The sequence below is a fragment of the Desulfogranum mediterraneum DSM 13871 genome (genome assembly GCF_000429965.1).
In the GTDB taxonomy this organism is placed as follows: Bacteria; Desulfobacterota; Desulfobulbia; order Desulfobulbales; family Desulfobulbaceae; genus Desulfogranum; species Desulfogranum mediterraneum.
Genome location: NZ_AUCW01000003.1, coordinates 1 through 14673, shown reverse-complemented (window position 1 = coordinate 14673; position 14673 = coordinate 1). Strand labels below are relative to the sequence as shown.

10 protein-coding genes and 2 rRNA genes are annotated in these 14673 nt (G+C 55.5%); 8 read left to right on the top strand and 4 right to left on the bottom strand.

The features are described from left to right. The 7 genes from G494_RS0100055 to G494_RS0100025 all read left to right on the top strand — a co-directional run bounded on the left by G494_RS0100055 (position 1) and on the right by G494_RS0100025 (position 9452). Positions 1–3381, top strand: a complete 3381-nt coding sequence (locus G494_RS0100055; protein ID WP_028582856.1) for an Hpt domain-containing protein — start codon at positions 1–3, stop codon at positions 3379–3381. Further along, positions 3381–3854: a chemotaxis protein CheW gene (locus G494_RS0100050; protein ID WP_028582855.1), complete on the top strand. Its 474-nt coding sequence runs from the start codon at positions 3381–3383 to the stop codon at positions 3852–3854. The genes G494_RS0100055 and G494_RS0100050 overlap by 1 nt, the downstream gene beginning before the upstream one ends. Further along, on the top strand, positions 3847–4338 hold the full coding sequence (locus G494_RS0100045) for a hypothetical protein (protein WP_028582854.1): 492 nt from the start codon (positions 3847–3849) through the stop codon (positions 4336–4338). The genes G494_RS0100050 and G494_RS0100045 overlap by 8 nt, the downstream gene beginning before the upstream one ends. A 29-nt stretch (positions 4339–4367) precedes the next feature. After that, positions 4368–5657 carry a M16 family metallopeptidase gene (locus tag G494_RS0100040; RefSeq protein WP_028582853.1) on the top strand — a complete coding sequence of 430 codons (1290 nt, stop codon included), beginning with the start codon at positions 4368–4370 and terminating at the stop codon, positions 5655–5657. Between the two features lie 37 nt (positions 5658–5694). Next, positions 5695–5850: a hypothetical protein gene (locus G494_RS27215; RefSeq protein ID WP_167331667.1), complete on the top strand. Its 156-nt coding sequence runs from the start codon at positions 5695–5697 to the stop codon at positions 5848–5850. Between the two features lie 246 nt (positions 5851–6096). Further along, complete coding sequence (locus tag G494_RS24915; protein WP_051305159.1) at positions 6097–8214, top strand: methyl-accepting chemotaxis protein; 2118 nt, start codon at positions 6097–6099, stop codon at positions 8212–8214. Between the two features lie 65 nt (positions 8215–8279). Continuing rightward, on the top strand, positions 8280–9452 hold the full coding sequence (locus G494_RS0100025; protein ID WP_028582852.1) for an ABC transporter substrate-binding protein: 1173 nt from the start codon (positions 8280–8282) through the stop codon (positions 9450–9452). Between the two features lie 146 nt (positions 9453–9598). Here the strand turns inward: G494_RS0100025 and G494_RS21205 are convergent, their stop codons facing one another. Then, a complete protein-coding gene (locus G494_RS21205) occupies positions 9599–10531 on the bottom strand; it encodes a DMT family transporter (protein WP_051305157.1) in 933 nt (310 codons plus the stop codon). A gap of 162 nt (positions 10532–10693) precedes the next feature. Continuing rightward, positions 10694–11563 carry a 16S rRNA (cytidine(1402)-2'-O)-methyltransferase gene (gene rsmI / locus G494_RS0100015; protein ID WP_051305155.1) on the bottom strand — a complete coding sequence of 290 codons (870 nt, stop codon included), beginning with the start codon at positions 11561–11563 and terminating at the stop codon, positions 10694–10696. A gap of 174 nt (positions 11564–11737) precedes the next feature. Between rsmI and G494_RS21200 the strand changes: the two genes are divergently transcribed. Next, on the top strand, positions 11738–14101 hold the full coding sequence (locus G494_RS21200; RefSeq protein WP_051305153.1) for a PAS domain-containing hybrid sensor histidine kinase/response regulator: 2364 nt from the start codon (positions 11738–11740) through the stop codon (positions 14099–14101). A 286-nt stretch (positions 14102–14387) separates the two neighbouring features. On the opposite strand, the gene rrf is transcribed toward G494_RS21200, so the two are convergent. Both rrf and G494_RS27300 read right to left on the bottom strand, forming a co-directional pair. Beyond that, a 5S ribosomal RNA gene (gene rrf, locus G494_RS0100005) occupies positions 14388–14504 on the bottom strand. Between the two features lie 58 nt (positions 14505–14562). Next, a 23S ribosomal RNA gene (locus G494_RS27300) occupies positions 14563–14673 on the bottom strand; the annotation flags it as partial.

Sequence of the window (14673 nt, the reverse complement as noted above, 5' to 3'; positions counted from 1 at the left end):
ATGCCCCTGAGGGTGTCAAACGATTATCTGAGCAGCTATCTGGAAGAGGTGCAGTCCTATGTGCCAGCCTTGCAGTCGGCTCTTGCCACCTTGGAGCAAGAAGGGCAGGTGGCCGAGGTGGTTACCGAGGTGCATCGTCAGATGCATATCATCCGTGGTGCCTCTGCAATGGTGGGTGTAGCGGAATTAAGTGAGCTCGCCGGGCAGGCGGAAGAACTGGTGGAGGCCGTGATTGAGGCCCGCTGTGGCCTGGATGATCCGTTTTTAACCGTCATGAGCGAGTCGGTGGCTGCCATTGATCTCTACTGTCAGGCCATGGAGAAGGGGACAGAGGCTGACCCAGAGGCGATTATTGCCGTGCCTCTTGCCGGCTGCCGTGCCTTGCTGGCAGATATACCTGCAGCCAAGAGCAATCAAGGAATGGTCGAATTGATTCCTGCAGATCTGGATGAGGAAGAACAACTTGCCGTGGAAGAGCTGAACACCGATTCCACCGGTTTGATTGAGGACTTCTTTCGGCAGGAGGCAGAAGAGCATCTCCAGGGACTCCACCTGGAGATGGTTCGGCTAGGGCAACAGGTCAGCACCGTCACCCCTGTCTCAGCAGAGATTCGGCAGAACATCGCCACCGTTCGCCGAATCATCCATACCTTAAAGGGGGCAGCTGCCATGGTCGCCTTGGAGACCACTGCAGGTTTTGCCCATCAGCTGGAAGATTATCTGGATGATCTCTTTGGGTCTGCCAACACCCTGAGGCCAGGTCAGGTGACTCTGCTGGTCAGTGCCATCGATCTGCTTGCCGCTCTTGTAGAGAGTCCGCAAGAGGTGGATAAGCAGAAGCTGCAGGCCCTGGTAGAGCAACTGCAGCTGCCTGGAGGAGAAGGAGGCGGACTTGAGGAGCAATCGCTATCCTTTGCCCCGGCCATTGAGTGCTCAAGCATGGCAGCCCTTTCCAGGGAAGAAGTCTTGGAACTCTTTGCAGGGTTTCGTGATGAGGCCCAGGAACATCTTGAGATCATCCAGGCTGCCTTGGCGATCCTGCTTGGCCGGAGCGATGAGCAGGGCAAGCGTGCGTGGTCTGGACGACCAGACGAGGTAGCCAAAATCAGGCGCAGTGTCCACACCGTAAAAGGAGCGGCCGGGGTGGTCGGCTTACAAGATATCGCAGGCCTTGCCCACGGTTTGGAAGATTATCTCGACGGGTTGTTTGACTCTGGTCAAGAGTTGACAGCCGAGCAGGAGGCCACCCTGGTTGAGGCCCTGGATCTGTTGGCGCTGCTCATCGACCGCCCTGATGAGGTGGATCAGACCAGGTGCCGGCAAGTAGGCGACGGCCTGCGCCGCTATCCAGAGCAGCAGGTCGTCACCGAGGGCGCACTCTTTCAGGGGTTGAGGCCAGATGATGGTGGCCAGGGTGAAGAGAACCCTGGGGCTGAAGACCGTCAAGCCTTGCTGGTATCCCCTTCACTGCCCAGGGTTGAGGGCAGAACTGAGTATACCCTGGGCGAGGCCAGCCAGACCCTTCGAGTCAACAGGGACCAGCTTGATTCCATGGTCAACCTGGCCAATGAGTTGCTGGTGGGAATCAGCGGTTTTGAACAACGCCTGGTATTCTTCCGCGATGCCGTTAATGAGCTGGAACTCTCCAGAGAGCGTCTAAAAAAAATCGCCTCTGAGCTTGAGATCAACTTTGAGGTGAAAGCCTTGGATGATTTCGGGGCAGGGGTGAAACGTTTGCAGTCGACCATGACCCAGCTCGGCGAGGGGGATGGCTATGGCGAATTTGATGCCATGGAGCTTGACCGCTACACTCAGCTTAATCTGGTCATCCGTTCCCTCAATGAGGCGGTGATTGATATTGGTGCCATCCGCGGCAACCTGGGGCTGGCCTATAGCGACATAGACGCTGATATCAACCGGCAGCGCCGTCATGTGCGTGAGTTACAGCTCCAGCTGATGCGTACCCGAATGAATCCTCTGGCCTCAATCACTCCGCGCCTGGGACGGACCATGCGTGATGTGGCTGCTAAACTGGACAAGCAGGTGGAGCTCAAGGTCACGGGAGAGGAGATCGAACTTGACCGGGTTGTTTGGGAAAAGCTGGCTGATCCCTTTATGCATCTGATCCGAAACGCCATTCACCATGGGATCGAAGATCAGGAAACCCGTCTTGCCGCCGGTAAGCCGAGAATCGCCACCTTAACCATCTCAGTCAAGAGAACCGGCAATCAGGTGATCATCCGTTGCGGTGATGATGGCCAGGGGCTGGACTACGACGCTATCCGGACCAAGGCTGCGCTGCTGGGCATGGGGGAGCAGGTTGAAACCATGAGCCGGCGTCAGCTCACCGAGCTGATCTTCTACCCGGGCTTCAGTACCAAGAGCGTCTCTGAGATCTCCGGTCGCGGGGTCGGGATGGACGTGGTTAGAGAAAATATCCAGCAACTCCAGGGAAGCATCACTGTTGAGACCATTCCTGGGCAGGGGACAAGCTTTGTCATCACCCTGCCGCTGACCATGGGGGTGGTGAAGTCCCTGCTGGTTGAATCGGGCAAGGTTAACTATGCCATCCCCATCAGCGATATCAAGGAGATCCGTAGGGTCGACCGCGCTGATATCGATAGGGCAGGACATCACTTGAGGTTTGAAGAGGCCACCATTCCCTGGTTCTCCCTGGCAACCCTGCTCGGCAGGGAGGTTTCCAGGGACGTGGAGCCAGAAGAGCGTCCCATGGTCTTGCTTTTGGACCTGCTTGGTGAGGAGGTGGCCCTTGAGATATCTGCTGTCATCGGGCAGAGCGAACTGGTGGTCAAAGGTCTTGGTTCCTATCTGCAGGCGGTCAAGGGGGTTGCCGGAGCATCTCTTCTTGGTGACGGTACCCTGGTACCGGTTCTCAATATCTATGAGTTGACGCTTGCCCGTACCGGCCGGCAGATCGAACCTCTCTTCCCTCTGGAGATGGAGGAAAAACCACCACTGAAGATCATGGTCGTCGATGACTCCATCTCCGTACGTCGGGTCGTCAGCCGTTTTGTTCTCTCCATGGGCTGGGAAGCCCTTGAGGCCAAAGATGGGCTTGATGCCCTGGAGTTGTTGGAAACGAACCACCCGGATTTCATCCTCCTTGATGTGGAGATGCCCCGACTCAATGGCTTTGAGTTTTTGGCGAAGCTGCAACATATCAGTGAAAAGAGAGATATTCCTGTGGCCATGCTTACCTCAAGGACTTCGCGCAAGCATCGGGAAAAGGCCTTTTCCCTGGGTGCCCGTGGATTTTTAAATAAGCCCTATAAAGATGAGGAACTCGTTCACCTGGTCCGTGATCTCACCGGATATCAGGAGGATGAAGGGATGGTGATGGCAGAGGGGGATGCGTCCTGATGCGAACAATCGTAACCTTCAAGCTGGCAGAGCAACTCTTCGGCCTGGACCGGGAAAAGGTGGTGGCTATGGCCTCCCGTAACCATCGCAAGATCAAGACCACAGTCAAGGGTGGAGTCGAGTATCTCCTGCTCTCCAGGGGGAGGGTCTCCCGGATCTTTGATTTGGAGCAGCTCTTTGGGCTGGAGCAACCAGGAACAGGCGACATGAAGCAGCTTCTTGTGGTCGAACACGGCCAGGAGCTGTTGAGCTTTCTGGTCAGTGCACGGGGAGGTATTGCCTCGGTGCGTGAAGAGGCGGGCACGGCCCTGCCACCTGCCTTTGGTCGGGCCGTGCCCATGGTCTTTCCGGAGATGTTGGTCAATGGCCAGGATGCCATCTTACTGTTTGCCCCAGAGAATATTCATCGTTTTTTGGTAAAACATACAAACCACCGTACAGGCAGATCCAATGCAGAAGACATCGTTGAGTGAACACAGATTCTTTCTCTTGCCCTTGGGACGGTATGCCAAGGAATCCTACTCTTGTATCTTTGGCCAGAGCCAGGTCGTTGAGGTGATGCAGGAGATTATCGCCTGTGAGGTGCCTTTCTGCCCTCGCTTTATGCGTGGAGCGGCTGTCTATGGTGAGCAGTTGCTGCCGGTGATCTGTCCGGAGGAGATGCTTGGTCTGGCCGATCCTGCCGAGCAAGGGCCATATCGTCAGTTTATCGTCATTCGTTCTGCAGCTGTCGATCCGGCCAGCGGAACCAACCTGCTTGCCATGGTGGCTTCCAGTCGTGGCTTGCAGATTCCACAGAATGAGGAGGACAAGAATCTGGAATATTTCAGTCCCTCTGACCAGGTACCGGCCAATGGCGGCTTACTCAACGGCATCTATAGCGGCCAGGGCAGGCGGTTGATCAGTATCGATTTTGACCGGCTGTTGCTTGGTGCGGCCATGGAAGCCGTGGCCTAGAGCCTAACAAAGGGGCAGGGAGCTAAGGGATGCACAGTCAAACCATACTGGAAAACGGGGTGCGAGTGGTCACCAAGAAGATGGAACAGCAACGCTCACTCTCCATCGGCTTTCTCTTTGATGCCGGACCTGCCCATGAACCTGAGTTCAAGAGTGGAGTAGCCCATCTTTGCGAACATCTCATGTTCAAGGGCACCAAGGGCCGCAGTGATGATGAAATAGCCAGGATCGTTGATACCACCGGCGGCAGCATTGCTGCCTTTACCTCCCGTGATTATACCTGTTTTTCAGCCACGGTTTTAGATGATTATGGCACCTATATTATTGATCTTTTTGGTGATGTTTTCCTGAACTCTGTCTTCCGGCCTGCCAGCCTGGAGCAGGAAAAACACTCTATTCAACATGAGCTCCTCAGCGCCTCAGACCGCCCCGATCTCCTTGCCCATGAGCAGTTGAAAGCTGCCATCTGGCAGGGACACCACCTCGGCCGTCCCATTGGCGGTTCGCTCGCCTCGGTGGAGCGGTTGGAGCGGGAAGATGTCCTTGCCTTTGTCGACCAGCATTACCGGGCCAACCGTTTGGTGGTTGCAGCGGCCGGTAATCTGATACACGACGAACTGGTCGCCAGTATCAACGATGCCCTCTGGGCCCTGAGGCCAGGTCGAGCGAATGTGCTGCCGGCAGGAGGACTGGCTCCCTTTCAAGCTGGGGTTCAGGTTAGTCAAAAAGATATTCGTCATGTTTATTTTTCTATTGGTATCAGGGCATTCAGCTTTAATTCCGAGCATCGTTATCATCTTCATCTGCTCAATGCCATCCTTGGCGGCGGAATCAGTTCGCGGCTCTATCACTGCCTGCGTCAGACCAAGGGGCTGGTCTATGCAATCGACTCCGAGTACCAGGCCTATCGTGATGGCGGCCTCTTGGTGATAGAGGGCGCAACCTTACCAGAGCTTCTTGAAGAGGTCCTGGTGACGATCTTTACAGAACTTAATGAGTTAGCCTGCGGCGGTCTGTCGATCAGTGCAGAGGAACTATGGAAGGCCAAGATGCAACTCAAGGGGCGTCACCTGTTGGCAGCTGAAAACGGCTCAACCATCATGTCTAACCTGGCCACCCAGTCCCTGTACTTTAACCGCTACATCGAATCAGAGGAGATGGTTTCCCGAATAGAAGATGTAGAGGCCGGCGTCTTACATGGGCTTGCCAGCCGCCTCTTGCAAGGCGGGATCAAGGATGCTGCCATCTCCCTGGTCGGACCGGAAGGCATCGGGGATTGTCTGGCGGCCGTTCTTCAGAAGATGACCAGTGGTGTGTAGGAAGAGCAACAGATAATCAACTATATAGGAGAGAATTATGGGCCTTAATCCTTTGATCAAGAACAACTGGATCGAAATCCAAAAAAAGAGCGCTGTCCCGGTCAATGCCTTGGGGATTAAAATTGATCCCAAGGATGAAAAGACCCTCAAGGTCTGGAAAGAAGAAGCCATCGATACTTTCCTCAAGAAGTAATGCCTTGACTTTCCCCCGAATAGCTGTCGGGCCAAGGGAGGTTGAAGATCAGGGAAAGGCGGATGGTTATCCCATCGCTTACGCTGTTCAGGGCTGGTTCTGCCTGAACAGCCACGGGGCGAGAGGAGAGCTGAAAAACCTGTTTTCCCCTGACAGCAAGCGGCGGACAGGCACTGTCCGGCTTCGTTGTCAGTAAGGTATGTATAGGGGTTATTGTATTTTTCGTTTAAGGAAGGAGTGGTGAAAATGAAGGGAGTGAATCTCAAAATTCGAGGCAAGTTGATGCTGGCCTTTATGGCCATGATCTCGTTGACACTGGTGGTCAGCAGTATCGCCTTTTTTTCGCAGCAGTTTGCCCAGAAAACAGTTGATAAGGTGGTCCAGGTCCACGGCAAGATCGAACGGTTGAGTCTGGAGACGGATAAGGGCCTTTCCCTGATGGCCAACTATGAGAAGGACTTTTTCCTCAACTACAGGCAGGTTGGGATTCAGGAGGCCAAGGATCTCTATCTGAACAAGCTCATTGCCGAGGGAGGCAAGACCTATAAGACGCTCTACGCTATTCAGCAATTGGCAGTAAACGACGCGGACCGGGCCTCAGCCCAATCGGCTATGGAGGCCATCAATGAATATCTCAGCGCCCTCCTGGGTACGGTGAGTATTCTTGAACTGCGTGTGGATACCGAGTTTGGCGAATTGATTAAACTGGAGCAGAGTGGCGAGGCTCTTAACCTTATCCTCGCAGGGGTCAACGATAAGTCCCTCCAGGATCGTAACCTGGGCCTGCAAACCGCAATGCAGCGCTATATTCTGTTGCCCGACGCCCAAGCAGGCACAGAGGTGCGCAGCCATTTCGATGCCATGGGCCAAGGTATCTCCCAGGCTCCGGTCGATGAGAGTCTGCGGCGTCAGCTCAGTGGGGCAACCGCTGAGTATAGCCGCTGGTTTGCAGAGGTAAGCAAGACCGATGGGACCATTGCCTCCAGGGTTGCGGCCTACACCGCTGCTGCGGAAGAGGCCCGGCCGGTTCTTGCCGCCTTTGTCGCCAATGCAGCCGAAAACGAGATTCAGGCCATTGCTGCCATGGAGCGGCAGGCACAAACCACCCGATACCTGCTCCTCGCAATCGGACTGACAGCCGTTGTCCTGGGTGGTCTTATCGCGGTCGGTCTCTCCCGTGGGATGACTCGTCAGGTAGGGCAGATCATGGATCTGCTTTCAGATATCGGTATGGGTAACTTTGACGCCCGTGTTGAGGTGGTTTCAACGGACGAACTTGGCACCATGGCCTTTACCCTGAACGCCATGCTCGATAATATCACGCTCCTCATTCAGAGTCAGGATGAGCGTGACAAAATTCAGGATTCGATCATGAAGCTCTTGGAAGAGATCAGTGATCTGACCGAAGGTGACCTGACGGCACGTGCTGAGGTGACCGAGGATATGACCGGCGCCATTGCCGACTCCTTTAACACCATGGCAAACCAGTTTGGTGATATTATTCGTCAGGTAAAGGCTACCACCGCATCTGTGGATGATACCTCACTCTACGTCAACAACCGTACTGTTGAGTTGGCTGACAAGAGTAGTGAGCAGTCCAGGGTGGTTAACGGGGCCGTGGCTTCGATCAACACCATGGTGCAATCGATTCAGCAGGTATCTCAAAACGCCTCCCAGTCAGCCGAGGTCTCCTCTGTTTCCCGGACCCATGCACGCCAGGGCGCCCTGGCGGTAAGTGAGACGAATCAGGCGATTGAAGAGATTCGTGAGCAGATTAACGAAACGGCCCGTTCCATTAAGCGTTTGGGAGAGAGTTCCCTTGAGATTGGTAACGTCATCCAGATCATTAATGATATCGCCGATCGTACCTCTATTCTTGCCTTGAACGCCTCCATTCAGGCAGCCATGGCCGGAGATGCGGGCCATGGATTTGCCGTGGTTGCAGAAGAGGTTCAGCGACTGGCAGAAAGCTCCAGTGACTCCACCAAACAGATTGAGATCCTGGTTAAGAGTATTCAGGCAGAGATCAAGGGAGCTGGCAACCGGATGGATGAGAGTATTGCCAAGGTGGTCAAAGGAACCCGGCTTGCAGATAATGCCCACGAAAAGCTGCAGGAGATTGAGCAGGTCTCCAACCAGTTGGCTGACTTAATTGAGTCGATCAGGCAGGCCTCTCTACAGCAGGTTAAGGTCTCAGCAGATATTTCAAATTCCATGAAAGAGGTGGGGGCGGTGAGTGAGGAGACCTCGGTTGCCTCCAAGGAAACAGCGGAATCGATGAACGTCTTGAGTCAGACTGCCAGAACCCTTACCGAGGCGGTGGCCATGTTTAAAATCGAGACTGTTTCTCCGCCAGCAGTATAAGGAGGCGGCATCTACTATCTCTTGCAGGACTCCCCCTACCCAAGGCAAGCTAAGAGGAACAAAGCATGAACAAAATGATCACAATTCTGGTGACCGTAGCCCTGGCTGCCATCTTTCTCCAGCCAGTAGTGCACGCCGCCCGGCAGACCATCAAACTGGGCTTCGATATCCCCCTCACAGGGGAGTTTACCGTTGTTGGCAATAATGCGAAAAATGTCGGCCAAATGATCAATGAGCAGCTGCGCAAGCAGGGTGGTCTCAAGGTGGGCGACATCAGCTATGAGGTGGACTTTGTCTATGCCGATAACGCTTCTACGCCGGCCGGTGCTTCATCCCAGGTACTCAACCTGGTGAGTGCTCAGCAGGTAGTGGCCATCGTCGGCCCCTTGAGCAGTCGGCAGGCGATCCCGGCCGCCGAGGTGGCCAACGCCTTTGCCACCCCGATCATTTCACCCTGGTCCACCTCACCGAAAACAACAAAAAACAGACCATTTGCCTTTCGTAGCGGTTACCTGGTCGATATCCAGGCGCCGGTATTGACCACCTTTGTCAGAAAGCAGTTTGGTGCGGAAAAGGCTGCCGTGCTCTATGACATCGTTGATACCTATCCCCGTTTTATGGCCAAGGATTTTAAAAGAGTATTCGAGGCAGTCAGCGGACCTGGATCCGTGGTCGCCTATGAGGAGTTTCGTACCGGTGACACGGATTTCACCAGGCAACTGCAGAGAATAGTTGCCTCAGGGGCCGATGTTCTCTTCACCCCCCAGCATTATAACGAAGTACCCTCCATTGTCCGGCAGGCGAGAAAGTTGGGATGGAACAAGCCGATTGTAGGTTCAAACTCTTGGGCTGGCGGCGATTTGATAAGTGAGTGTGGTGATGACTGTAACGGACTCTACTTTGTCGGCAACTATGCCGCCGGAGGGGCTGTGGGCGTTTCCAGGCAGTTTGCCCGTGTCTACCAGGAGAGGTATGGTGTTCTTCCCGATGAGGTTGCAGGGCTTACCTGGGATGCGGTCTGGATTATGCTTGAGGCAATCAAAAATACCGGTGGCCTGGGCAATGATCTGGTATCTGATCGTCAGCGGATACGTGATCAGTTGGTCTCGATCAAGGATTTTGAGGGCGTTACCGGTACCTTGAGTTTTAATGCCTCCGGTGATCCCACTAAGTGTGCGGTGATGATCAAGATCAGCGATGAGGGGGTATTAACGCATCACGAAACCCTCTGTCCGTAAACAGGACGGCCGAGCTGCTTTTTCCCTCCTCCCCAGTGGTGGGCAGGAGTGGTGGAACTGTCGCCGCCCTGATTGCAAGCCGGCGGCACCGGCTTAAGCCGGCTGTCTCAAGAAAATAAGGGCAGGGCATTGGGCTTCAGCTTTTGTCAACGCCCTGGAGGATCAATGAAGTGGTCTCCACCCCGAACCTGCCGAGAGCGCTTACCCCTCTGGAGGATGAGCATGGCCGGGAGAATAAGAGCAACCCCGACCAGGGTCCTGGTCGGGGGAAGACCAGCTCCCAGCAGCCATTGGATGATGACGATTACCAGGGGATAGAGGTAGGAGTAGGCGATCACCCGGGTTGGACCCAGGTGCAGGGTGGCCCACTGGGAGATGAAAAAGGTGATAATGGTGGTAAAGACCGCCAGGTAAACGATTCCTGCCCAGACTCGAGGGGCAATCTCAAGCCAGGGAATGGAGAACAGGCTGTAGCCCCCCAGGAGCAGTAACCAGCCGCAGCCGGTGACCAGAACCCAGAAGGTCATGATTGCCATGGGCTCTCCCCGATGGAGCAACCTGACCAGGGGGGTGTAGAGGGCCATCAGCAGGCAGCCGGAAAAGAAGATCAGGTCGCCCTGATTCAGCTCCAGGGACAGCAACCTGGCCGGATCCCCCTGGAAGATCACCCACAGCGCCCCGGCCATGGCCGTGAACAGGGCTGCCAGGCGATATCTCCCTAATCTTTCCTTGACCAGAAGAGCACTGTAGATGCTGGAAATCCCGGGAACCAGGGTGAAGATCGCCCCGGTGTTCAGGGCGCTGGTAAAGCGCAGGGCAAAGAACATCAGCCAGAAGAAGCCCACCAGGACGCCGCTGATTAGGCTGTAGCGGCCCAGGTCGTGCAGGCTGGGAAGGCTCAGCTCATGGCGCCAGCGGATGTAGGGGAAGAAGAGCAGGGCTGCGCAGCAGAAGCGGAGCAGGATCAGCGGCGTGGGCTCCAGGGCAGGGGCAATGGCCTTGCCCACGGTAAAGGAGGTTGCAGCCAGGGTGGTACTGATGAGCACGCAGCCGTGGACCTGCCAGGTGGATGGTTTCATGCCGGAGGATCGGGGTGAACGTTGCCTGACCGGAGTCAGAGAGGGCTGAGGGAGGCATCATCCGAGTCGGCTCGCAGACGCTGACAAGCTTGAGGCGAGCTAGAGGGTGAAGCTGGCAAAGATCGGGCCTTTTCCACCCGCTTTCACCCGGGCCGACCGAGCCTACTCCTCCTGTTTCCAGATGGCCAGCACGTTTTTATACACCGTGGAGCGGGGGAGATCAAGGTCTGCGGAAATACCCTGGACCGTGTCCTTGAGGCTGGCCTGCTGCTCCCGGCGGTACCAGGCCACCAGTTCTTCCAGGTTTTCCGGTTTTTCCTGGGTCGGGGGCGGGGCTCCCTCAACGATCAGCACCAGCTCGCCCTTGACCCCATTGCCTACCTGCTCAAGAAGTTGCTCCAGGGTGCCCTCCAGGCACTGTTCATGGATCTTGGTCAGTTCCCGGATGAGTAGGGCCTGACGGTAGCCGAGCACCTCCAGGAGTACAGCCAGCGACTGTTTGATTCGATGGGGGGATTCATAGAAGATCAAGGGCCAGGGCAGGGTTCGCACACCTCTGAGCCATTGGGCCTTTTCACTTTTCTTGGCCGGGAGAAAGCCGCCAAAGAAGAAGGCAGATTCGTTTATGCCGGCGATGGAGAGGGCTGCTGCCAGGGCCGAGGGGCCTGCCACCGCATTGATCTTGATCCCTGCGGCCCGCGCCTTTTTTACCAGAACGGCACCTGGGTCTGAGAGGCCGGGGGTGCCGGCGTCGGCAACCAGGGCTATGTTTTCCCCCCCCTGCAGCCGTCTGATCAGGGTATCGGATTTTTTCTGTTCCTGTTCGCGGTAATAACTGGTCAGCGGGGTGGAGATCTCGAAGGCGGAACAGAGCTTTCTGGTGTGCCTGGTATCTTCGCAGGCAATGAGATCCACCTGGGACAGGACTGCGCAGGCCCTGGGACTCATCTCCTGGAGGTTGCCGATGGGGGTGGCCACCACAAAAAGCTCACCGCTAAGATTCTTGTCAGGGGCAGGGATACGTGGTTTCATAGATAGTGGACCCGGCTGATAGGGGTACGGGTCGATTCTCTCCTGGTGTGCGTTTCGTTACAAAACGGGACAGCCCGGATCCGGCACTGGAACGGGATCCTGACCGCACCGTTTTTACGCTACCCTAACAAGCAGAGCCATGAACTGCTGTAGAAATTTTTGTAAAGAGGATTCATGAGCACCGATTACTGTCATGTCTTCGTTGATAAGGGGCAGCTTCCCCATTGGTTGATCGATCTGACCCGGTTAAAAGAGGCGTGTGAGCAGCTCCGTCAACTGGAGTTGGCTGACATCGATGAGTACCTGAGCGCCGAACGCGCCCTTCAGGAGAGGGGAGCAACGCTCCTCACCACGATCAAGGTCAACGGGAGCATGTTGGCCCTTGCCGGTGTTGAGAATGAAGAACAGTTCAAGCGCGACTATCTGGCTATCTTTGGAGCCCGGAACAGTAATTTCTTCCGACAGTTCATTGCGGCCTGTTTGAAAGAGGAGCAGCATGCCCTGTTTGAAACGATCCTCTCCCCGGGCGGGAGGCAGCCGAGATACCTGGAGGTCTACCTGGACCTGGGCCAGGTGGAGGATGCCACCTGTGGTATGCTGACCTTCGTGGATATCTCCCAGCAGAAGGAAAGCATTACCCAACTCAAGGAATCCATGGAAAAGTATCGGCTCCTGGTTACTGCTGCCAACGATGCCGTGGTTATTGTCGATTGCAGGAGCGGTTCCATCCAGGAGGTGAATCCCAGGGCCGTGGAGCTGTTTGCCAGGCCGGTCGGAGAACTGGTGGGGATGGATCATGAGGAACTGTTTCCCAGGGCGGTGCGGGGACAGTACTTCCGTTACTATCAGAGTCAGCTTGAGGGTGGGGGAAACTCGCCGGGATTTGACTCCGTGATTGGTGATAATCGAGGGGGCGGTGATATTCCGGTTCAGCTCAAGATTGCCACTGCGGTGATCAATGGGCGGAGGATCGCTCAGATCACCTTCCATGACATCCGCAAACGACAGAAGCTGGAAGAACGACGGCGCCTACTGGCCACTGCCATCGACCAGGCAGCGGAATCGGTGATGATCACCGATCCGTCGGGAAAGATAGAGTATGTCAACCCGGCCTTTGAAGAGACCAGTGGCTATGAGTTTGGCGAGGTCGTGGGGAAGTCACCCAAGATGTTTCGCAGCAAGGGCTACTCACGACTCGAGAGCAACTTGATGTGGCAGGAAATCTCCCAGGGAAAGGTCTGGCGTGGCACCTTTGCCAACCGTAAGAAGGATGGCAGTTGTTACCAGGAAGAGGCGACCATTACTCCGGTCAAAGACGATGCCGGTACCATCCGTCACTATGTGACCGTGAAACGGGACATTACCCGTCAGCTGGCCCTGGAAGATCAGATCCGGCAGTCTCAGAAAATGCAGGCCATCGGTACCCTGGCAGGCGGGGTAGCCCATGATTTTAATAATATCCTCACGGCTATCCTTGGCTATGCGGAGTTGAGCCAGGCGCGCTGCGACCAGGGAACGGTGCTCTATGACAACCTTGCTGAGATTATTTCCGGGGCAGAGCGGGCCGGCAAGTTGGTGGGTCAGATCCTCCAGTTCAGCAGGCAGAGCGAGAAGAGCACCACCAACCTCCAGATTGACCTGATCGTCAAGGAGGTCTTAAAGCTGCTGCGGGCCAGTCTGCCTGCCAACATCGAGATCATCGCCAACCTGGCCAGAGAGGTCTTTGTCAAGGCGGACCCCACCCAGATACACCAGGTCGTGCTCAACCTCTGCACCAACGCCTTTCAGGCATTGGAAAAGACCGGAGGGGAGATCAGGCTATCCCTGGAACGGGTCAACCTCAGTCCGCAGCAGGGGTTGGAGATCGGCAACCTCAGTCCAGGACCCTATGTCAGGATCATGGTGGAAGATAACGGTGCAGGCATTCCCAAGGAGTATCTGCCCAGGATCTTTGAACCCTACTTCACCACCAAGGATAAGAATCAGGGTACCGGTCTCGGCCTCTCCGTGGTCCACGGTATTGTCAATGACCACCGGGGCGCGGTGACGGTGGAGTCTGTTTCCGGAGAGGGGGCCAGGTTCAGCCTCTATCTGCCGGAGGTCGAGTTGGCAGAAGAGGGGGAGGAGGAGCCGCGGGCCGACTATGGTTTTCAGGGGGGGCGTATCCTGGTGGTGGATGACGAACCCCAGATCGTTGATTTTCAAACCCAGGTCTTGGAGCATCTCGGCTGTCAGGTCATCTCTTCTCCGACCAGTAGCCAGGCCCTGGAGATCTTTGTCCGGGAGGGGGGCAACTTTGATCTGGTGATCACCGACATGGGGATGCCGGGGATGACGGGCCTGGAGTTGTTCGAGCGACTGCAGGCGATCCAGCCCGGGGTAAAGGTCCTGCTCTGTACCGGTTTCAGCACCCAGGTTACTCCGGAAAATGCCGAGGAACTCGGCCTTGCCGGTTACCTGGAGAAACCATTTAACGCCGAGGAACTGGCCATGCAGGTGAGTTTGCTTTTAAAGGAGGAGTGGAGCAGCGAACAGTAGGCTGCTTCGCTAAGCTCAGGGGGCGGCACAGGAGCAGGAGGGTAGCCTGGCGTAGAGCCCCTCAGCAGGCTCTCAGAGGGAACGGATCCACTTGAGCCTGCCTGTTATGCAATTGCGGCCAGGGATAATTTCAGGGCGGTTTTCAATCCTTCTCAATCCTTCTCAACACTTCTTCTGTAGCGGGAGACAGGCCTCTTCAGCCCGGCAGCTGGAAAAGAACCAGATTCAAAACCCCAAAAAAAAAGCTCCAATCATCAATGATGATTGGAGCTTTTTCTTATAAAAGAATCGGCAACGACCTACTCTCCCACACAGTCACCCATGCAGTACCATCGGCGCTGAAGAGCTTAACTTCCGTGTTCGGAATGGGAACGGGTGGAGCCTCTTCGCTATGGTCACCGATATATCAAAAAACTGTGACAATTAAAGTAGCAGGGTAAATACTTTGTTTAAAAAAGGATATGGTTAAGCCTCACGGCTAATTAGTATCGGTTAGCTCCATGCATTACTGCACTTCCACACCCGACCTATCAACGTTGTAGTCTCCAACGAGCCTTGAGGTATCTTAAGAT